At 54.6% G+C, this 13,761-nt stretch carries 17 protein-coding genes; 7 read left to right on the plus strand and 10 right to left on the minus strand.

Annotated features, from left to right (window positions below; translation table 11 throughout):
* Positions 1-112: 112 nt before the first annotated feature.
* Positions 113-310, plus strand: coding sequence for a hypothetical protein (locus JMF85_RS24565; protein WP_236595984.1), 198 nt, complete (start codon positions 113-115; stop codon positions 308-310).
* Positions 311-344: 34 nt separating this feature from the next.
* Here JMF85_RS24565 and JMF85_RS24570 read toward each other — a convergent pair whose 3' ends face one another.
* From JMF85_RS24570 to JMF85_RS24580, 3 genes are all read right to left on the minus strand, one after another.
* Complete coding sequence (locus JMF85_RS24570) at positions 345-1,058, minus strand: FadR/GntR family transcriptional regulator (RefSeq protein ID WP_155615522.1); 714 nt, start codon at positions 1,056-1,058, stop codon at positions 345-347.
* 18 nt (positions 1,059-1,076) lie between these two features.
* On the minus strand, positions 1,077-2,024 hold the full coding sequence (locus JMF85_RS24575; protein WP_141335132.1) for an alpha/beta hydrolase: 948 nt from the start codon (positions 2,022-2,024) through the stop codon (positions 1,077-1,079).
* A gap of 168 nt (positions 2,025-2,192) precedes the next feature.
* Positions 2,193-2,495 (minus strand): YunC family protein, encoded by a 303-nt coding sequence (locus tag JMF85_RS24580; protein ID WP_054797535.1) that lies wholly within the window; start codon positions 2,493-2,495, stop codon positions 2,193-2,195.
* A gap of 166 nt (positions 2,496-2,661) precedes the next feature.
* Between JMF85_RS24580 and JMF85_RS24585 the strand changes: the two genes are divergently transcribed.
* Positions 2,662-3,180: a hypothetical protein gene (locus tag JMF85_RS24585; RefSeq protein ID WP_127609938.1), complete on the plus strand. Its 519-nt coding sequence runs from the start codon at positions 2,662-2,664 to the stop codon at positions 3,178-3,180.
* A gap of 49 nt (positions 3,181-3,229) precedes the next feature.
* On the opposite strand, the gene JMF85_RS24590 is transcribed toward JMF85_RS24585, so the two are convergent.
* The 3 genes from JMF85_RS24590 to JMF85_RS24600 form a co-directional block, all read right to left on the minus strand.
* Complete coding sequence (locus JMF85_RS24590) at positions 3,230-5,149, minus strand: putative bifunctional diguanylate cyclase/phosphodiesterase (protein ID WP_201319067.1); 1,920 nt, start codon at positions 5,147-5,149, stop codon at positions 3,230-3,232.
* A 172-nt stretch (positions 5,150-5,321) separates the two neighbouring features.
* Positions 5,322-5,705, minus strand: a complete 384-nt coding sequence (locus JMF85_RS24595) for a DUF423 domain-containing protein (protein WP_141335139.1) — start codon at positions 5,703-5,705, stop codon at positions 5,322-5,324.
* A 138-nt stretch (positions 5,706-5,843) separates the two neighbouring features.
* A complete protein-coding gene (locus JMF85_RS24600; RefSeq protein WP_054797538.1) occupies positions 5,844-6,143 on the minus strand; it encodes a hypothetical protein in 300 nt (99 codons plus the stop codon).
* Positions 6,144-6,375: 232 nt separating this feature from the next.
* Here JMF85_RS24600 and JMF85_RS24605 point away from each other — a divergent pair, with 232 nt between their 5' ends.
* A complete protein-coding gene (locus JMF85_RS24605) occupies positions 6,376-6,582 on the plus strand; it encodes a hypothetical protein (RefSeq protein ID WP_372814215.1) in 207 nt (68 codons plus the stop codon).
* Positions 6,583-6,625: 43 nt separating this feature from the next.
* On the opposite strand, the gene JMF85_RS24610 is transcribed toward JMF85_RS24605, so the two are convergent.
* Genes JMF85_RS24610 through JMF85_RS24625 form a run of 4 tightly spaced genes read right to left on the minus strand, consistent with a single transcriptional unit; the run spans position 6,626 to position 11,519 of the window.
* Entirely contained in the window at positions 6,626-7,813 is a 1,188-nt protein-coding gene (locus tag JMF85_RS24610; RefSeq protein ID WP_127609946.1) for an MFS transporter, read from the minus strand.
* 22 nt (positions 7,814-7,835) lie between these two features.
* The gene (locus JMF85_RS24615; protein ID WP_054797540.1) at positions 7,836-8,972 is read right to left on the minus strand and encodes an MGDG synthase family glycosyltransferase; all 1,137 of its coding nucleotides are present in this window, start codon (positions 8,970-8,972) and stop codon (positions 7,836-7,838) included.
* Between the two features lies 1 nt (position 8,973).
* The gene (locus JMF85_RS24620; RefSeq protein ID WP_127609948.1) at positions 8,974-10,275 is read right to left on the minus strand and encodes a polysaccharide deacetylase family protein; all 1,302 of its coding nucleotides are present in this window, start codon (positions 10,273-10,275) and stop codon (positions 8,974-8,976) included.
* Between the two features lie 53 nt (positions 10,276-10,328).
* Positions 10,329-11,519 (minus strand): MGDG synthase family glycosyltransferase, encoded by a 1,191-nt coding sequence (locus tag JMF85_RS24625; protein ID WP_201319068.1) that lies wholly within the window; start codon positions 11,517-11,519, stop codon positions 10,329-10,331.
* A gap of 187 nt (positions 11,520-11,706) precedes the next feature.
* Between JMF85_RS24625 and JMF85_RS24630 the strand changes: the two genes are divergently transcribed.
* The 4 genes from JMF85_RS24630 to JMF85_RS24640 form a co-directional block, all read left to right on the plus strand.
* Positions 11,707-12,033 carry a spore germination protein GerPE gene (locus tag JMF85_RS24630; protein WP_054799991.1) on the plus strand — a complete coding sequence of 109 codons (327 nt, stop codon included), beginning with the start codon at positions 11,707-11,709 and terminating at the stop codon, positions 12,031-12,033.
* A 326-nt stretch (positions 12,034-12,359) separates the two neighbouring features.
* Positions 12,360-12,455, plus strand: coding sequence for a dihydroorotate dehydrogenase (locus JMF85_RS28245; RefSeq protein WP_127609952.1), 96 nt, complete (start codon positions 12,360-12,362; stop codon positions 12,453-12,455).
* Between the two features lie 142 nt (positions 12,456-12,597).
* The gene (locus tag JMF85_RS24635) at positions 12,598-12,816 is read left to right on the plus strand and encodes a spore germination protein (RefSeq protein WP_201319070.1); all 219 of its coding nucleotides are present in this window, start codon (positions 12,598-12,600) and stop codon (positions 12,814-12,816) included.
* A 283-nt stretch (positions 12,817-13,099) separates the two neighbouring features.
* Positions 13,100-13,761, plus strand: a 662-nt coding sequence (locus tag JMF85_RS24640; RefSeq protein WP_201319069.1) for a DUF444 family protein, incomplete at its 3' end; no start/stop codon positions are given.

Genomic DNA, 13,761 nt, shown 5'->3' on the forward strand with positions numbered 1-13,761 from the left:
TCCATTTCGCAACTTTTATCCATCAATTACCGTCCATGTAAGAGTAATCCAGCAAACGCCGAAGGAGTCCTGTCCATGGGTAACGACTTTTACAAAAAGCTGGGCGTTGTTTTTGATCGTCTCCGGCGCCTTTTACACAGCCGAACGGATCGCCGCGAAAGTCGCGGCCTACTTGCCGACGATCGGCCGGAGCCGAGGCTATGATGTCTCGCCGGTCTACCCCCAACTAACCGACAACCTGTTCGTCTGGTTGTTTGGCCTGATCGGCTTTGTTTTGCTCGTCTTCGGCTTTCCGAAACGGAACTCCTAAGAAGGATCGGTCGAACGTACCGATCTTCGCCGGTTTACTTGTTCAAATACGGCACGAGCCCCCGTTCGACATGAAACAAATGGCGGCGCATGGCTTCGCGGGCCTCCTCGGCATCCTGCCTCTTCACCGCTTCATACACAGCTTGATGGTCCCGCCAAAGCTGCTCGGAGACGGCGCGGCTTCCGTACATTTGAAGCCGGCGCGTCTCCCGAATCGCCAGCTGCATCTGCGAAGAGATGGAATCGATCATCCGCACCAGGATCGCATTATGCGTCGCTTCCGCAAGCGCCAGATGAAATTCGATGTCGGACCGTTCCCCCTCCTCTTCATCGCCCAGATGCCGCTCCATGCGCTGCAAAATCGATTCGAACCTGCGCAGGTCGTCCTCCGTCCGCTTCTCCGCCGCCAGCGCCGCATTGGACGTTTCGAGCGCCTTGCGCGCTTCGATCAGATCGAGAACCGTCTCCCGGTTCATGAGCAGCGCATTCCATTCCGGCAGGCCGACATCCTCGGAAGCGATGCTCCGCACGTAACTGCCTTCGCCCTGATGGACTTCGACCAGTCCCATCGCTTTTAAAGCGCTGAGCGCTTCCCGGACCGTCGAACGGCCTACCTGAAAGAGCTCCGACAATTCTTTCGTCGAAGGCAGCTTCTCTCCCGGCTTCAACTGTCCGCCCGTAATTTGCGCTTTAATTTGATCGGCTATGACCTCGTATATTTTTCGCGTCGATATTTTCTGAACGTCCAGTTCCCGCACTCCCCTTCCTTACGGCCTTGCGCTTACCGCGTTCACGCGGGCTTCGAGCCACTGCAGCAAGTCCTCCATGACTTCTTCCCGATTCGTTTCGTTCAGCATCTCATGCCTTCCGTCCGGATACAGCTTATAGCTCACGTCGTGAAGCCCTTGGCTCTGGAGCTCGCGCACCAGCCATAAGAACGATTTCCCCATACCGCCGACAGGATCCCGCTCTCCGGCAAACAAATACACCGGAAGCGATTTCGGAATGCGCCGCAGTTGTTCGGGACGATGGGCGTCGAGCAGCCCTTTAATCATATACCGGATACACTCGTTCGTAGCCGCTGCGTTGCAGAGCGGATCTCCGGCATAGGCATCGACCTCCGCCTCGTCCCGGCTTAACCAATCATGCCTGGTGCGGTTCGGGCGAAACGGCAGGTTGTGCTGCCCCGTCGTCAGCCAGTTCAGCAGGCGATTGCGGTGCGTCCCCCCTTGAAGGGCCGAGAACAGTCCGCCAAGTGCGAAACCAAGGCCATGCAGGATGGTTTGCTTCCCTTTCGTCCCCGACAAGACGAAGCCGTCCGCCTTCCCGGGATAACGTTCCATGTACAGCAGCGTCAAAAAAGAACCCATACTGTGCCCGAGCACGTAGACCGGAAGCCCCGGATAATCCAGACGGATACGGTCCGTCAGCTGCACCATCGCCTCGGCCATCCGGTCAAAGCCGTTCGGGCCGATATGCGTAACCCGGTCAGGGGTCCCGGCCGTCAGGCCGTGCCCCCGATGATCGTTCGCATAAACGGCATAGCCCGAGCGGGTCAGCTTATCCGCCAGACGAGCGTATCGCTGTGCCCTTTCCGCCAAACCGTGGGCAATCTGCACAACGGCCTTAACCGGCGCTCCCTCTTCAGGGAGCCAACGATGCACCGTAATCAGCACGCCCTCCGTATCGTTGAATGTAAAGTCGTCACTGATCATCAAGAACCCTCCGCTCTCTGCTTCCGTGACTTGCTGACCCCATTATAGAACGCTTCCTTCCCCACGGCAAATCGGAAAACAGAAAAAGGGACAGCTCAACTGCCCCAAGTATCCGGAACTTACGCAATCGTCGATCGGCCATCCGTCGAATGGCGAGCCCCGCTTCGTTCAGAACATCAGCGCAACAGCATCGCTGCCCTTCATCCCCGGCGTAATCCCCAGCTCCTCAGCCTTATACGTGACCGATTCGAGCGGCGATTCGAGCAGTTCCTCAATCGTGCGAACGCCCGTCGCCCGCCCTGCAATGATGCCCCGCTCCTTCAGCTTCCGGTTCAGCAAGTCGACGTCGAGCGCACCGCACATGATATATCCCTTGTCGGTCGTGACGGCCAACAGGGTCGTTAACGGCAGCTTTACCTCGATCGCGAGTGCGGTGCGGCCGCCTACCTCAACCGGTTCCATTCGCATCATGATCAAGCACCCCTCCTCAAGATCAATATGCTATCACTATATGATGCAGACGCCCCCTCGGTGCATGATTCTCACACGCGGTGTGAGCCTTGTCCATAGATCTACAGCCTTACGTCAAAACATGGTATAGTAGTACAGATGAAAGCAATTAGGAGGTACGGCCAATATGGATGACCCACAAAAGCCGAGACGGAAATTTTTATTCAAAGTGGATATCCTCATTGAGGAAGAAACCAACGGGCTGGCCTTGGAGACGCTGCTGCATCTGTTGAATTCAGATAAAGTCGAAGACTATCAAGTGAAAGAGGGCGTAGAGTTAGGAAAAAAGATCGAGTACGCCCTGAAGGAAGCGATCTCGAAGCGGCATGTGAAGCCGTTCCCGGCGGCTTCACATCTAAAGGTGCCGCCGGAGAATACGGAAGCGCCGCAAACGCCGGGCGCAAAGGGGGCGCGCCGGGCGGAATCGGATCCCCACCGTTCCATCTGGGAGGAGATGAAGAAGTGTCAGGAGAACAATTCGCTCCTGCGCTTGTCCATTGTCAAAGAGAAAGGCGTAAAGCTCAGCATGCCTTGCCGCATTATCAACATCGACCCGCCTAGCGGCAACTTATCCGTTTACCACGTCGACGAGAAAAAGGTGTACTTGCTCCAAATCAATGAGATCGACGACTTCGAAATCAGCTAACTGATACGGAAGAACAAAGACGGCAGCCGGTTTCGGCTGCCGTTTTCGCTTACATGCGTTCTTTCATCAACAATTCCGCGGCCTCGACGCTGAGCGGCGGACTGAAGTAGTAGCCTTGGATTTCATCGCACCGGTTATGATACAGAAATTGAAGCTGTTCTTCGGTTTCGACGCCTTCGGCGATTACTTTCAGCTTCATATGTCTCGTCATCGCAATGATGGAAGCGACGATCGCCGCATCGTTCGGATCGGTCATAATATCGCGAACGAACGATTGATCGATCTTCAGCTTATCGATTGGAAATTTCTTCAGATAGGAAAGCGAGCTGTATCCCGTCCCAAAATCGTCGATGCTGATGGTCACGCCTAGGTTCTTCAGCTCGTGCAGCTGATCGATCGAATATTCCACGTCCATCGTGCTGCTCTCCGTAATTTCCAGCTCCAGCTGAGCCGCATCGAGACCTGTCAGTTCCAGTACCTCCGCCACTTTGCCGGTCAGGTTGTGCTGCAAAAATTGCCGCGTGGACAAATTGACGGACACCGGCGGCGGGCTGTAGCCTTGCTCCTGCCAATGTTTATTTTGCCGGCACGCTTCTTTCAATACCCACTCGCCGATCGGCACAATCAAACCGCTTTCTTCCGCGAACGGAATGAAGTGGCCCGGGGAAACGATTCCGCGTTCCGGATGCGCCCACCTGACGAGCGCTTCGAAGCCGACGATGCGTTGCGAGGCGATGTCCATTTGCGGCTGGTAATACAGCACCAGCTCGTCTTTAGCGATGGCGCGCCGAAGTTCCTGCTCCATGGTCAGCTTCTCCAGCGATGCGGATTTCATCTGACTGTTAAACAGCTGATAGTTATTGCGGCCTTTCTCCTTGGCCCGGGTGAGCGCCATATCGGCGCATTTCATCACCTCTTCGACGCTTCGCTCGTCCTCGGAGACGAGCGTGATCCCGATGCTGGCCGTGATGTTGACCTGATACTGCTCCAGCATGAACGGCTCCTCCAATACGCCGGTCAACGAATCCGCGATGACACTCACCTGCTCGATTTCGTTACCCGGCGCCAGCCCGTTAAAGAACAAAGCGAACTCGTCGCCTTCCGTCCGGGCCATAAAATCGTTCTCCGACAAGCAGCGGGTAAACCGCTCCGCCACCTGAAGGAGCAGCATGTCTCCGTAATCGTGGCCGAAGCCGTCATTAACCATTTTGAACCGGTCGATATCGGTGAAAAAAACAGCGAGCCGGTTATGGCTTATTGTAATGGCAGCCATCGCCGATTCCAGCTGCTGCACGAACAGGCGCCGGTTCGGCAGCCCGGTCATATCATCGTAGTAAGCCATATGGCGAATTTGTTCTTCCGAGCGTCTGGCCGCCGTCATGTCGGTGCTGATGACGAGGATGCCTTTCACACCCGCTCCGCTTTTAATCGGCACGGCCGTCGTATCGAGATCGACGCGGTACCCTTCTTTATGAATGACAGCCGACTTGAACGACCTCGGCGTGCCTTTCAGCACTTCCGCGAAAAGCGTTGCTGCTGTTTTGATCCGGTCGGACGCCAGGAATTCGGCAATCGATCGACCCTTCAATTCGTCTTCGCGGTAGCCCAGCATTTGCTCGGCCGACGGGTTTAAACGAACGACGCAGCCCTGTCCGTCCAGAATGGCGATGCCGCTGGGGTTATGGGTGTATAACGCCCCCAAAACTTCAAGCTGCTCTTGGGCCTCCTGGACGGCCTGTAACGGCCCGGGCGTTTGACCTGCGCTCAAATGCCCCGCAGCGGGGGCAGCCGACATGCGCCAGAAACCGAGCGCAGAGAAGAGGGTTACGCCGCTGAACAACCATACGATGGGGGGAGGAAGGAACACGGAGGCAAGGAAACTCATCCCGGCAAAGCCCAAAACCACTATGAAGTAACGACCGTACTGATGCCGATAAATTGCATTCCCCGCTTCGTTTGTCCTACTCATGGATGTCCCCCTTTATACGCATGCGTCGTTATACCCATGACGACCTGCGCCGATATAGGTCTTTAGAGAACATTTCTACGACAATCACCGGTTTTCCTGCCCATCAGACAAAAAATAACAAGTTTTGTGGCGTTATACATAAAAAAATCGGCGAATTCGCCGAAAAAATAGGTTAAATGTTCGATTTTTTTCGATAGACCGCCGCGGCCAGCATTCCCCAGCCCAGCAAAAAAGCTACGCCCCCGATCGGCGTAATCGCCCCTAGCGTTCTAATTCCCGTTAAGCTCAATACGTATAAGCTCCCCGAAAATATAACAATGCCCGCAAACATGAACCAGCCTGCCCACCGAAGCTGACGGCTGTCAGGAATCGCAGCAAACGCCAAGCCGACCGCGATAAGACCGAGCGCGTGCATCATTTGATACTGCACTCCGGTTTGGTAGTTTGCCAGCATGTCCGCCGTCAGCACTTTCTTCAACGCATGGGCGCCGAACGCTCCAAAGGCCACAGACAAGAAGGCGCAGATCGCCCCAAGCCCTACAAACGTTCTGTTCATCGTTGTTCACCTCCGCTTCTTCCTTATCATAGAACATATTGCCCGAAGTGCCAAATGAACCTTTTATGAAAAAATCCCGCCCGGCGCCTTATGGAGAGCGGCGGCGGGCGGGAGCGCATGTGCGGAGTGAAAGCAAGGTTACATGAGGCCGATGTCGTGTTGACCGATGATTAAGGTGACGGGCTCAAGAAACGCACGCGTAGATGCCGGCTGTTGGATCAAGTCGATCTCAATGTCGACCACCTTGAACCGTTGACGCTTGCCTTCCCTTTTGTCATACACCACTTCAAACTGCTTCAATCCCAATTGGTAAGAAACGACCGAGGAACCGATGGCGAGCGCAGGGATCTCAAATTCCCCGTGTTCAAACAATACTTCGGCCATTATTTCCTCGTTCATATCAACGATAGTAACCGTCTGGCAAATGGTAAACTTCATAAGTCGTCCTCCTCCGGCCGGGCCTTCGCAATCGGATCTTTCAAGCCCTACTGGAAATAGTACGACATCATGCGCCAAAACTCCTGCTGGCGCTGTCGAAAAAGATGAGCCGTTGGACATTGGGACCACGTACAATCTGTGTAAATTTTTTATTCCCCAAACCCGCACCCCCGTGGCAAAAGCCTTATCCGCTTCATACAATGCTACAACCAAGCCTTGGGAGATGAATGTCATGAGCAAAAACAACAAATCGAAAAAAAAGACGCCCGTATCGTCCGTCGACAAAAATCAATTTAATATGAAGGTCGTGCTGTCCGACGTTTGCGCCCGCTGCCGCAAATGCGAACGAGGTCTTCGTTATTTGGAGAAAATGTCGCAGCCCGGCGCCGTCGGCAAAGGCGTTCCCTGCATACTGACCAAGGGCAAATCGTACGTGTGAGCCAAGCCGGAACCCCAATAGCCGGGCAGCCTGCCGGTGTTTCTTATCCCTCCGCCCGGCCTCCTGCCGCAGACGGTTTCGCGAGCGGCATCCACATGTAAAACAACGCGATAACAGCCAGCAAACAGGCGCTGGTGACGACCGTCACCGTCTCGTTATACAAGCTGGCCAACCAGCCGCCGATGAGCGGCCCGATCATGACGCCAAGACCCTCGATGCTCGACAGCACGCCCCAGCCCATTCCCTTCTGATCGGGTGGGACGAAATAGGACATGAGCGCATTCCAGGCAGGCAGTACGGCGGCGTAGGAGCCGCCCAGAAGCGCAGCCAGCAGCATGGCGGCATAGAGATTCGAGGCAAACAACAGTCCGGCCATCCCTACCGCCAACGCGCTGAAGCCCAGCACGAGAAAACGCTTCTGCCCGTAGCGGTCAGACCATCGGCCCATCGGTATCAGGCACAACGTCGTCACAACGCCCCCGGTTATGAGCACAAGCGAGTAGTGGGAGTAGCTGAGACCCAGGTGCTGATGGGCGAAGGTCGGCAGGATCGGCACGAGCAGGCCGGCCGCAGCCGTCTGCAGCACCATGCCGGGTACGAGCGGCTTCATGGCAACGAGCTTGAGATGAAGCTGCGCCATTTGCTCCTTGAACGTAAAGCTCGGTATCGGCTTGATTTGAATGTTCCAGCCGATCGCGACCGCCCAACCGGCAGCGAAGATCGCGGCGAGCAGCCAGAAGGTCAACCCGTAACCGTTGTCGATGACGAAGTTGACCGCGACCGGGCCAAGCCCGAGGCTTGCCAGCCATACCGTATAAATCGTACCCATCTGCGAGCCACGGTTGTCTTCTTCAATCGAGCTTAGGCAGATGAGCCAGATCGGGGACACGCCCAGCCCCATCAGCGCCGAGCCCAGGATCAGCATCCACGGCTGATCGCTGACGAACGAGAGCCACAGCCCGGCGAATGCGAGGCACAACGACACGTGCAGGACCACCCGCGGCGAAAGCCGATCGAGCAAATAACCGGCGACGCATTTGACCGCCGTATCGGCCACGTAATGAACCGAGACGGCGAGCCCGACCGTCGCGACGGAAAGGCCGAGACGGTCGGCCGCGTAAGCAGGCAGGAAAGAAATAATGAAAGCGCTCCGTACCACTTCGATAAAAAACAACACCAGGGCCAAGCGAATAAAGGAAGCGGACTGCAAAACCGCTTGTAATGATCTCATGACGTCCCCCATCTAGCGAAACTTACGCGCTTGAGCCTTGTCTCGTTCTCTCTATCACCATCAACCTATGGAACACGTCTTCGACGATCCGGTTGGCGGCATAGCCGGCCTGCAGCGAGCGTGCGCGGTTTTTCATCGCATTCGCCATCTTTTCGTCGGTCAAGATCGCCTTCGCCTGACGGGTTAACTCCGATATTTCGTTCGCGATCAAAGCCACGCCCTGATCGGAAAGGTAACTCGCGTTTTCTTTTTCTTGCCCCGGAAACGGTTTAAAGATGATGATCGGGACGTTGATATGAATCGCTTCCGACAATGTGATGCCGCCGGCCTTCGTCACGATGCAGGAAGAGCGGCTCATCAGCTTGTGAATATCGTCCACGAAGCCGTATAAGCGCACCCGCGGGTCCGCCGCGAAGCTGGCCTGCAATTCGTTCTTCAGCTTATCGTTCTTGCCGCAAACGACGTGAATGCGCACCCCGGCCGCGCTTAACAGCTGCCCGGTTATTTTCTTCAGATCGCGCAGTACGCCATAGGCTCCCGCCATGATTAGTACGGAGGGCTCCGACTCGCCATCTTCCCGCGGCCGGGACGTCTCATAGAACGGCTCGCGAATCGGAATGCCGCTGACGGTAATGATGTCGCCCGGAATGCCGCGCTCGATCATCTCCCGGCGCAGATCCTCCGTCGCTACGTAAAACCGGTCCGGAATCGAGTACAACCAGCGGTTGTGCAAGACGAAATCGGTTAAAATCGTAAACGTCAGAATCGACATGCCGCGGCGCTTCAACTGGTCGGATATGCCGCCGAACGGAAATGTGCTGACGATGACGTCCGGTTTTTCCTGTAAGATCACCTTCATCAGCTTCTGAATGCCAAGAACGTTCAAGCATTTGGCCAGCATGCTGTCCTGCTTCAGATTCTTCGTCAAATAGTAGCTCCATCCGTAATAATCGAGGCCGATGGCGGATAAAGCGCCGCTGTTGATATACAGAAACTTCGTGATCGTGTTCATGAGCGGGTGCGCTGCCTCGAACAAGTCGATCAGTTTGACGCTCTGGAAGCCGTTCTGCTCGAACTTATGCTTGAGCACGTTGGACACTTGGATGTGTCCGTCGCCGTAGCTGGCTGTCAGAATCAAAAGCTTGCGATATTTATGCATCTCAGGATACACCTTTCTGCCCTAGAGCGATGTAGCGGTTCATGAGTTCTTTGCTGGAAATCGCAACAATCTTCGGTACGAGCAAGTCCGATTTCGTCTTTAATCGGTCTTTGCCCTGAGGGTGTACAATGTATAACAGGAGGCGCAAATATACTCGGGTCAAGGAAGAAAAAATGCCTTTCGGCAAGTCGAGAACCGTAAAACCGAGCTTTCGGGTTCCCCGGTGGATGATGCTGATCCCGTATAGCCCTTTAACGTCCTTATAGTCGGGGTCGGTCTGCAGCAGCCGAATGATTTGCGGCATTAACAACTCCGTTCGCCGCACGAGTTGGATGGCAAGATGAACGGTGCTGGTGGCGCTCGATCCGAGCTGATACAACAAATGATTATCCAAGTGCAGCTCCGCAATGCGGTCGCCCTGCTCGATCCGTTCGCCATCGGGCAAATGGATCGTTTGCTTGCCCCGGTACTCGGTGACGCGCAGCTGCAGCAGCGTATTATCGTGATCGACGGGCTTCACCCGCATAAGCTTCACAAAACCGCGTTCCCAGCACATCCATAGCGCGACGACGATTCGCTTCGCGAAGCCGGCGACCGCTCCGCTTTGCGCCATCTGATCGACGTTGACATAACGGTAGTGGCGCGAGGTAAGCTCAACGATCACTTCTTCCAGCGCCTCCAGCATATAGAGCGGCGCATCCCGATCGGCGCCGAACGTCTCTCCGCTGTCATGCAGCAGCACGACGGAGCCGCCCTTGATCCGCTCGAGCAGCACAGATTTCATTCGTGTTGAGCCGATACGACTTCGCCAGTCTTGGACCATCACCGACCAGAGCACGATTTTAAATTTCCGGAGCAGCCAATAGTCGAACAAGTTCATAATGCCCCAAGGCGGGCGGTAATGCGTCGGTCTTACTCCTGTAATCGATTCCAAGATATCCGCAGAACGCTTCACCTGACGACGCTGCACTGTCCATGGCGGGAGCAGCCAATTGGATAGATGCTCGTAATTGTGAACGCCAATCAAATGTCCTTCCTGGTGCATTCTACGGATCAGCTCCGGATGCTTCCGGGCTTTGGATCCCAGGACGAAGAAGGTCGCCTGCACCTGATGCTTACGGAGCAGATCCAGCAGCTGCGGGGTATACGTTGGATCCGGACCATCGTCGAATGTAAAGGCCACTTCCTTCTCGCCGGTCCCTTTGCGAAACACACCGATGCCCATCACCCGGGTCATGATCCAGGGCAGAATCATGTACAAGGCGGTAAAAACCATCAAGCCCACTATCAGCTTTTTCTCCATGCAGTAACCCTCCTGTGAACAGCCCAGCCGTTGCACAGGAATAACGCGTCTCCTCAAGCATTCGCATAGACTGCTTGCCGGCTTTCCTGCCAAACGGGAACGTGGTAATTCTGGGTTGCGAGAATCGAATGGAGCGCATTGATCGCACCTTCCTTCATGGTACATAGCTTTGCCATTTTTTTCAACGCCAATAAGGATGATTTATCCATAATTAGATGAGAAAGGAAAGCTGACAATTGTTCGGCATCCTTGGCCTGCACCGCCGCCCCCATCTTGACGAGATACGAGGCGTTATCCTGCTCTTGTCCCGGGATCGGCTTATAGAGCAGCATCGGCAGCTCCATGGCCAGCGCTTCGGACACCGTAAGGCCGCCCGGCTTCGTTACAATCAGATCGGACACGGCCATCAGCTCGTGCACATGATCGACGAATCCGGTGACCAGGACCTGACCGCCGGCGCCGCGAAGGTCCTCCTCCAACTGCTGACGCAGCTTCTCGTTGCGGCCGCATACGATGATGAAACGTGCGGAAGGCCGCTGACCTTGGGGCCTGGCCGCCAGCATGGAGACGAGTTCTTTGCCGATAAAGCCGTGGCCTCCCCCCATGACGAGCACGGTCGGGATCGAATCGTCGAATCCGTAACGTTCCATTAACCGCGTACGGTTCCATGATTGGCAGAACGACAATCGAACCGGAATGCCGGTTACCGCAATGCGGGATTCCGGGATTCCATGCCGCAGCAGCGATGCCCGCACCTGTTCGGAGCCAACCAAGTACCGGTCGGTGCCGGGATGTATCCAGTAGCTGTGATCGGTATAATCGGTCAGTACAGTCACGGTCGGCACGCCGGTCAAGCCGTGCATCTTCACCATGGACATCGCCGCCGCAGCGGAAGGAAACGTACAAACCACCACCGTCGGCTGAACGTCCCGCAGCAGCTTCAGCATCCGCCGGACACTGAACGATTTCAGGCGCTTGAACCAGTTGGAAAGCGTATTTTCGTTGCGCGTTTTGCGATATAAGTAACCGTATACGGACGGCAAGCTTTTGACCCCTTGCAAATAACAAAATTTACCGACGCCGTGCAAGTACGGATGCGTCCATTCCAGGAAATCGACCGTTACGACCTCTACATCGGGACGTACCGCCTTTGCAGCTTCGAGGATCGCCCTGGCCGCCTGATTATGCCCGTCCCCCAAGGCGCCGGTTAGCAGCAGTATTTTTTCCTTGCCTTCGCCTTTCATGAGCCATGCCCCTCTCCTATTCGATACGTAGCCATCTCCGGAGCTGTAAAATACTTCATTACTAAAATTACATGTTTATGACTTCGTGAAGTACGGACCCGCGAACAGTTTTTGACCTAGACCAAAGTCGGGTTTGACCGAGGACACGGTTCCCCTTGGGCTTCATGGAAAATCGTGCAGCGATCGCATGGATAGCGCTGTATTTCAATGCGGGGATACCGGTCTGATTCGTGCGGATGTCCATCTGCTGTTAGCAAGCCGTCCAGCCGCTCCTCTTCCACATCGCGAAGACTTCATGGAAAATCCGGCATGGACAAGAAGCGCCCCACGGATCATGGCAGACGAGAGCGTCGCGCTGAATGTCCGTAACGGCGCTTCGGTTATTGCGGTGAACCGGGCTCGCGTGTTGAATCTGGCTGAGTCCTCTGTATTCCAGGTCGGATCGAACGTCCGCATCGAACTGGAAGCCTTCATGCGCAAGGTCCGGTTGACGCCCCAGCCGGACAAACAGTAATCGTGCCCCCCTGATGCTTGCTCTTTCGGGGAGCGGGCTTTGATGACTTGAATTTGGATAAAATTTCCACTTCATACTATTTTACCATATCGTTTAGCGTTACAAGAACACATTCTTTGAACTGTCCAATCTGGAGCCGGATAACTTTCATAGAATGCAGTAGCTGGAGCGGAAGGAAGCATCGCAAACAGGACATCCAGCAGGAAGCCGTGCAGGTTATACGACGGGTAGTCGTAACGACAGACACAATTCCTTGTCCTGTTTATTTTGTGGTTTTGTTAACCGGAGGAAATCAGATCCAGTTCGAGTAAAGTGAGGTGAAAAGTATGAGTAACATAGGTTTTGGTGGTTTCACGTCGACTGGCGTCATCCTTGTTCTCTTTATCCTTTTGGTCATCGTTTCCGTTGCCATCGTCATCTAATCATCCATTCTTCATGTGAAAAGTCTTCTTTCCGGACAATCCGAAGGCGAAATGTTGAGGGAGCTCGTTCGAGCTCCTTTTCATCTGACCAAAAAGTGTACAAGTTGGCTGGTCAGGTGCAATAAGCAGAAGGAGGTATCTTATTCCCGTTATTATTTTATCTCCGATCAAAGTAACGAACGGCGAAGGGACGGTTACGTTCGGGGATGTGCTGCAAATTACCCCGAAAACGACAAGCAAAGCGTATAGCGGCTCCGGCGGCGGAATCGTTGGTGACTTCTCCAGAACATTCTCCATCCTCAGCCTCACCAATACGTTAGATTCGGACGTCAAAGATAACACGACAGCTAGAAATAATTGAAGGTGAAGGGGCTGGCGGATTGCACAGCTCCTTCTCGATTTTATTTGCAGCGGCATACAGCCTGCATACATGAACGATCTGCGGCTTGCAGCATGAGAATAGGGCTCAAAATTAGACGGATCCCCACTCACATATCCCCGTCCTGCTTGAATATATTTAGTAATAAGCACTTTTTTTAGTTTCACCAATCACGCTTGGACGAAGTAACGCCCACGCTTTCGATGCCGGTTTCCTAAGCTTACGAAATCGTTTTGCTACGCAAAACTTTGAGGAGGTGTCCCGCATGTCAGAACCTATGTTTACCGTATCCCGCGAGGATTGGTCGCTGCATCGTAAAGGCTACCAAGATCAGACGCGGCACCAGCAAAAAGTCCGCGATGCCATCAAGCAAAATTTGCCCGATCTCGTTACCGATGAAAGCATCGTCATGTCCGACGGCAAGCAAATCGTCAAGGTGCCCATCCGCAGTCTGGACGAATATCGTTTTCGTTACAATTACAACAAGAGTAAACATGTCGGCCAAGGGACAGGTGACAGCCAGGTCGGAGACGTTCTCGGCGTAGACCCGCAAGCCGCTCAAGGACCCGGCAAAGGAGAAGGCGCAGGCGACCAGCCCGGAGAAGACTACTACGATGCCGAAGTGCAGATGGAAGAACTGCAGACGATGCTGTTCGACGAGCTGGAGCTTCCGAACCTGGAGCAAAAAGAAAAGGAAAACGTCGTCAGCAAGGAAATTATTTTTAACGATGTACGCAAGAAAGGCATCATGTCCAATATCGATAAAAAGCGCACCATCCTGGAGAACTTGCGGCGAAATTCCCGCGATGGCTCCCCCGGGATTCATCGCATCAGTCCGGACGACCTGCGGTTTCGCACGTGGGAGGAAATTGTTACCCCGCAATCGAACGCTTTGATTCTTGCGATGATGGATACTTCCGGCAGTAA

Origin of the sequence: Paenibacillus sp. EPM92, from assembly GCF_016586185.1 — a bacterium.
In the GTDB taxonomy this organism is placed as follows: domain Bacteria; phylum Bacillota; class Bacilli; order Paenibacillales; family NBRC-103111; genus Paenibacillus_G; species Paenibacillus_G validus.

Excerpts from the sequence above, each read along its gene's own strand:
- JMF85_RS24625 (WP_201319068.1), bottom strand. The coding sequence starts at position 11,519 with ATGAAAGGCGAAGGCAAGGAAAAAATACTGCTGCTAACCGGCGCCTTG.
- JMF85_RS24585 (WP_127609938.1), top strand. The coding sequence starts at position 2,662 with ATGGATGACCCACAAAAGCCGAGACGGAAATTTTTATTCAAAGTGGAT.
- JMF85_RS24610 (WP_127609946.1), bottom strand. The coding sequence starts at position 7,813 with ATGAGATCATTACAAGCGGTTTTGCAGTCCGCTTCCTTTATTCGCTTG.
- JMF85_RS24590 (WP_201319067.1), bottom strand. The coding sequence starts at position 5,149 with ATGAGTAGGACAAACGAAGCGGGGAATGCAATTTATCGGCATCAGTAC.
- JMF85_RS24630 (WP_054799991.1), top strand. The coding sequence starts at position 11,707 with ATGGATAGCGCTGTATTTCAATGCGGGGATACCGGTCTGATTCGTGCG.
- JMF85_RS24600 (WP_054797538.1), bottom strand. The coding sequence starts at position 6,143 with ATGAAGTTTACCATTTGCCAGACGGTTACTATCGTTGATATGAACGAG.
- JMF85_RS24620 (WP_127609948.1), bottom strand. The coding sequence starts at position 10,275 with ATGGAGAAAAAGCTGATAGTGGGCTTGATGGTTTTTACCGCCTTGTAC.
- JMF85_RS24605 (WP_372814215.1), top strand. The coding sequence starts at position 6,376 with ATGAGCAAAAACAACAAATCGAAAAAAAAGACGCCCGTATCGTCCGTC.
- JMF85_RS24615 (WP_054797540.1), bottom strand. The coding sequence starts at position 8,972 with ATGCATAAATATCGCAAGCTTTTGATTCTGACAGCCAGCTACGGCGAC.
- JMF85_RS24575 (WP_141335132.1), bottom strand. The coding sequence starts at position 2,024 with ATGATCAGTGACGACTTTACATTCAACGATACGGAGGGCGTGCTGATT.
- JMF85_RS24595 (WP_141335139.1), bottom strand. The coding sequence starts at position 5,705 with ATGAACAGAACGTTTGTAGGGCTTGGGGCGATCTGCGCCTTCTTGTCT.
- JMF85_RS28245 (WP_127609952.1), top strand. The coding sequence starts at position 12,360 with ATGAGTAACATAGGTTTTGGTGGTTTCACGTCGACTGGCGTCATCCTT.
- JMF85_RS24580 (WP_054797535.1), bottom strand. The coding sequence starts at position 2,495 with ATGATGCGAATGGAACCGGTTGAGGTAGGCGGCCGCACCGCACTCGCG.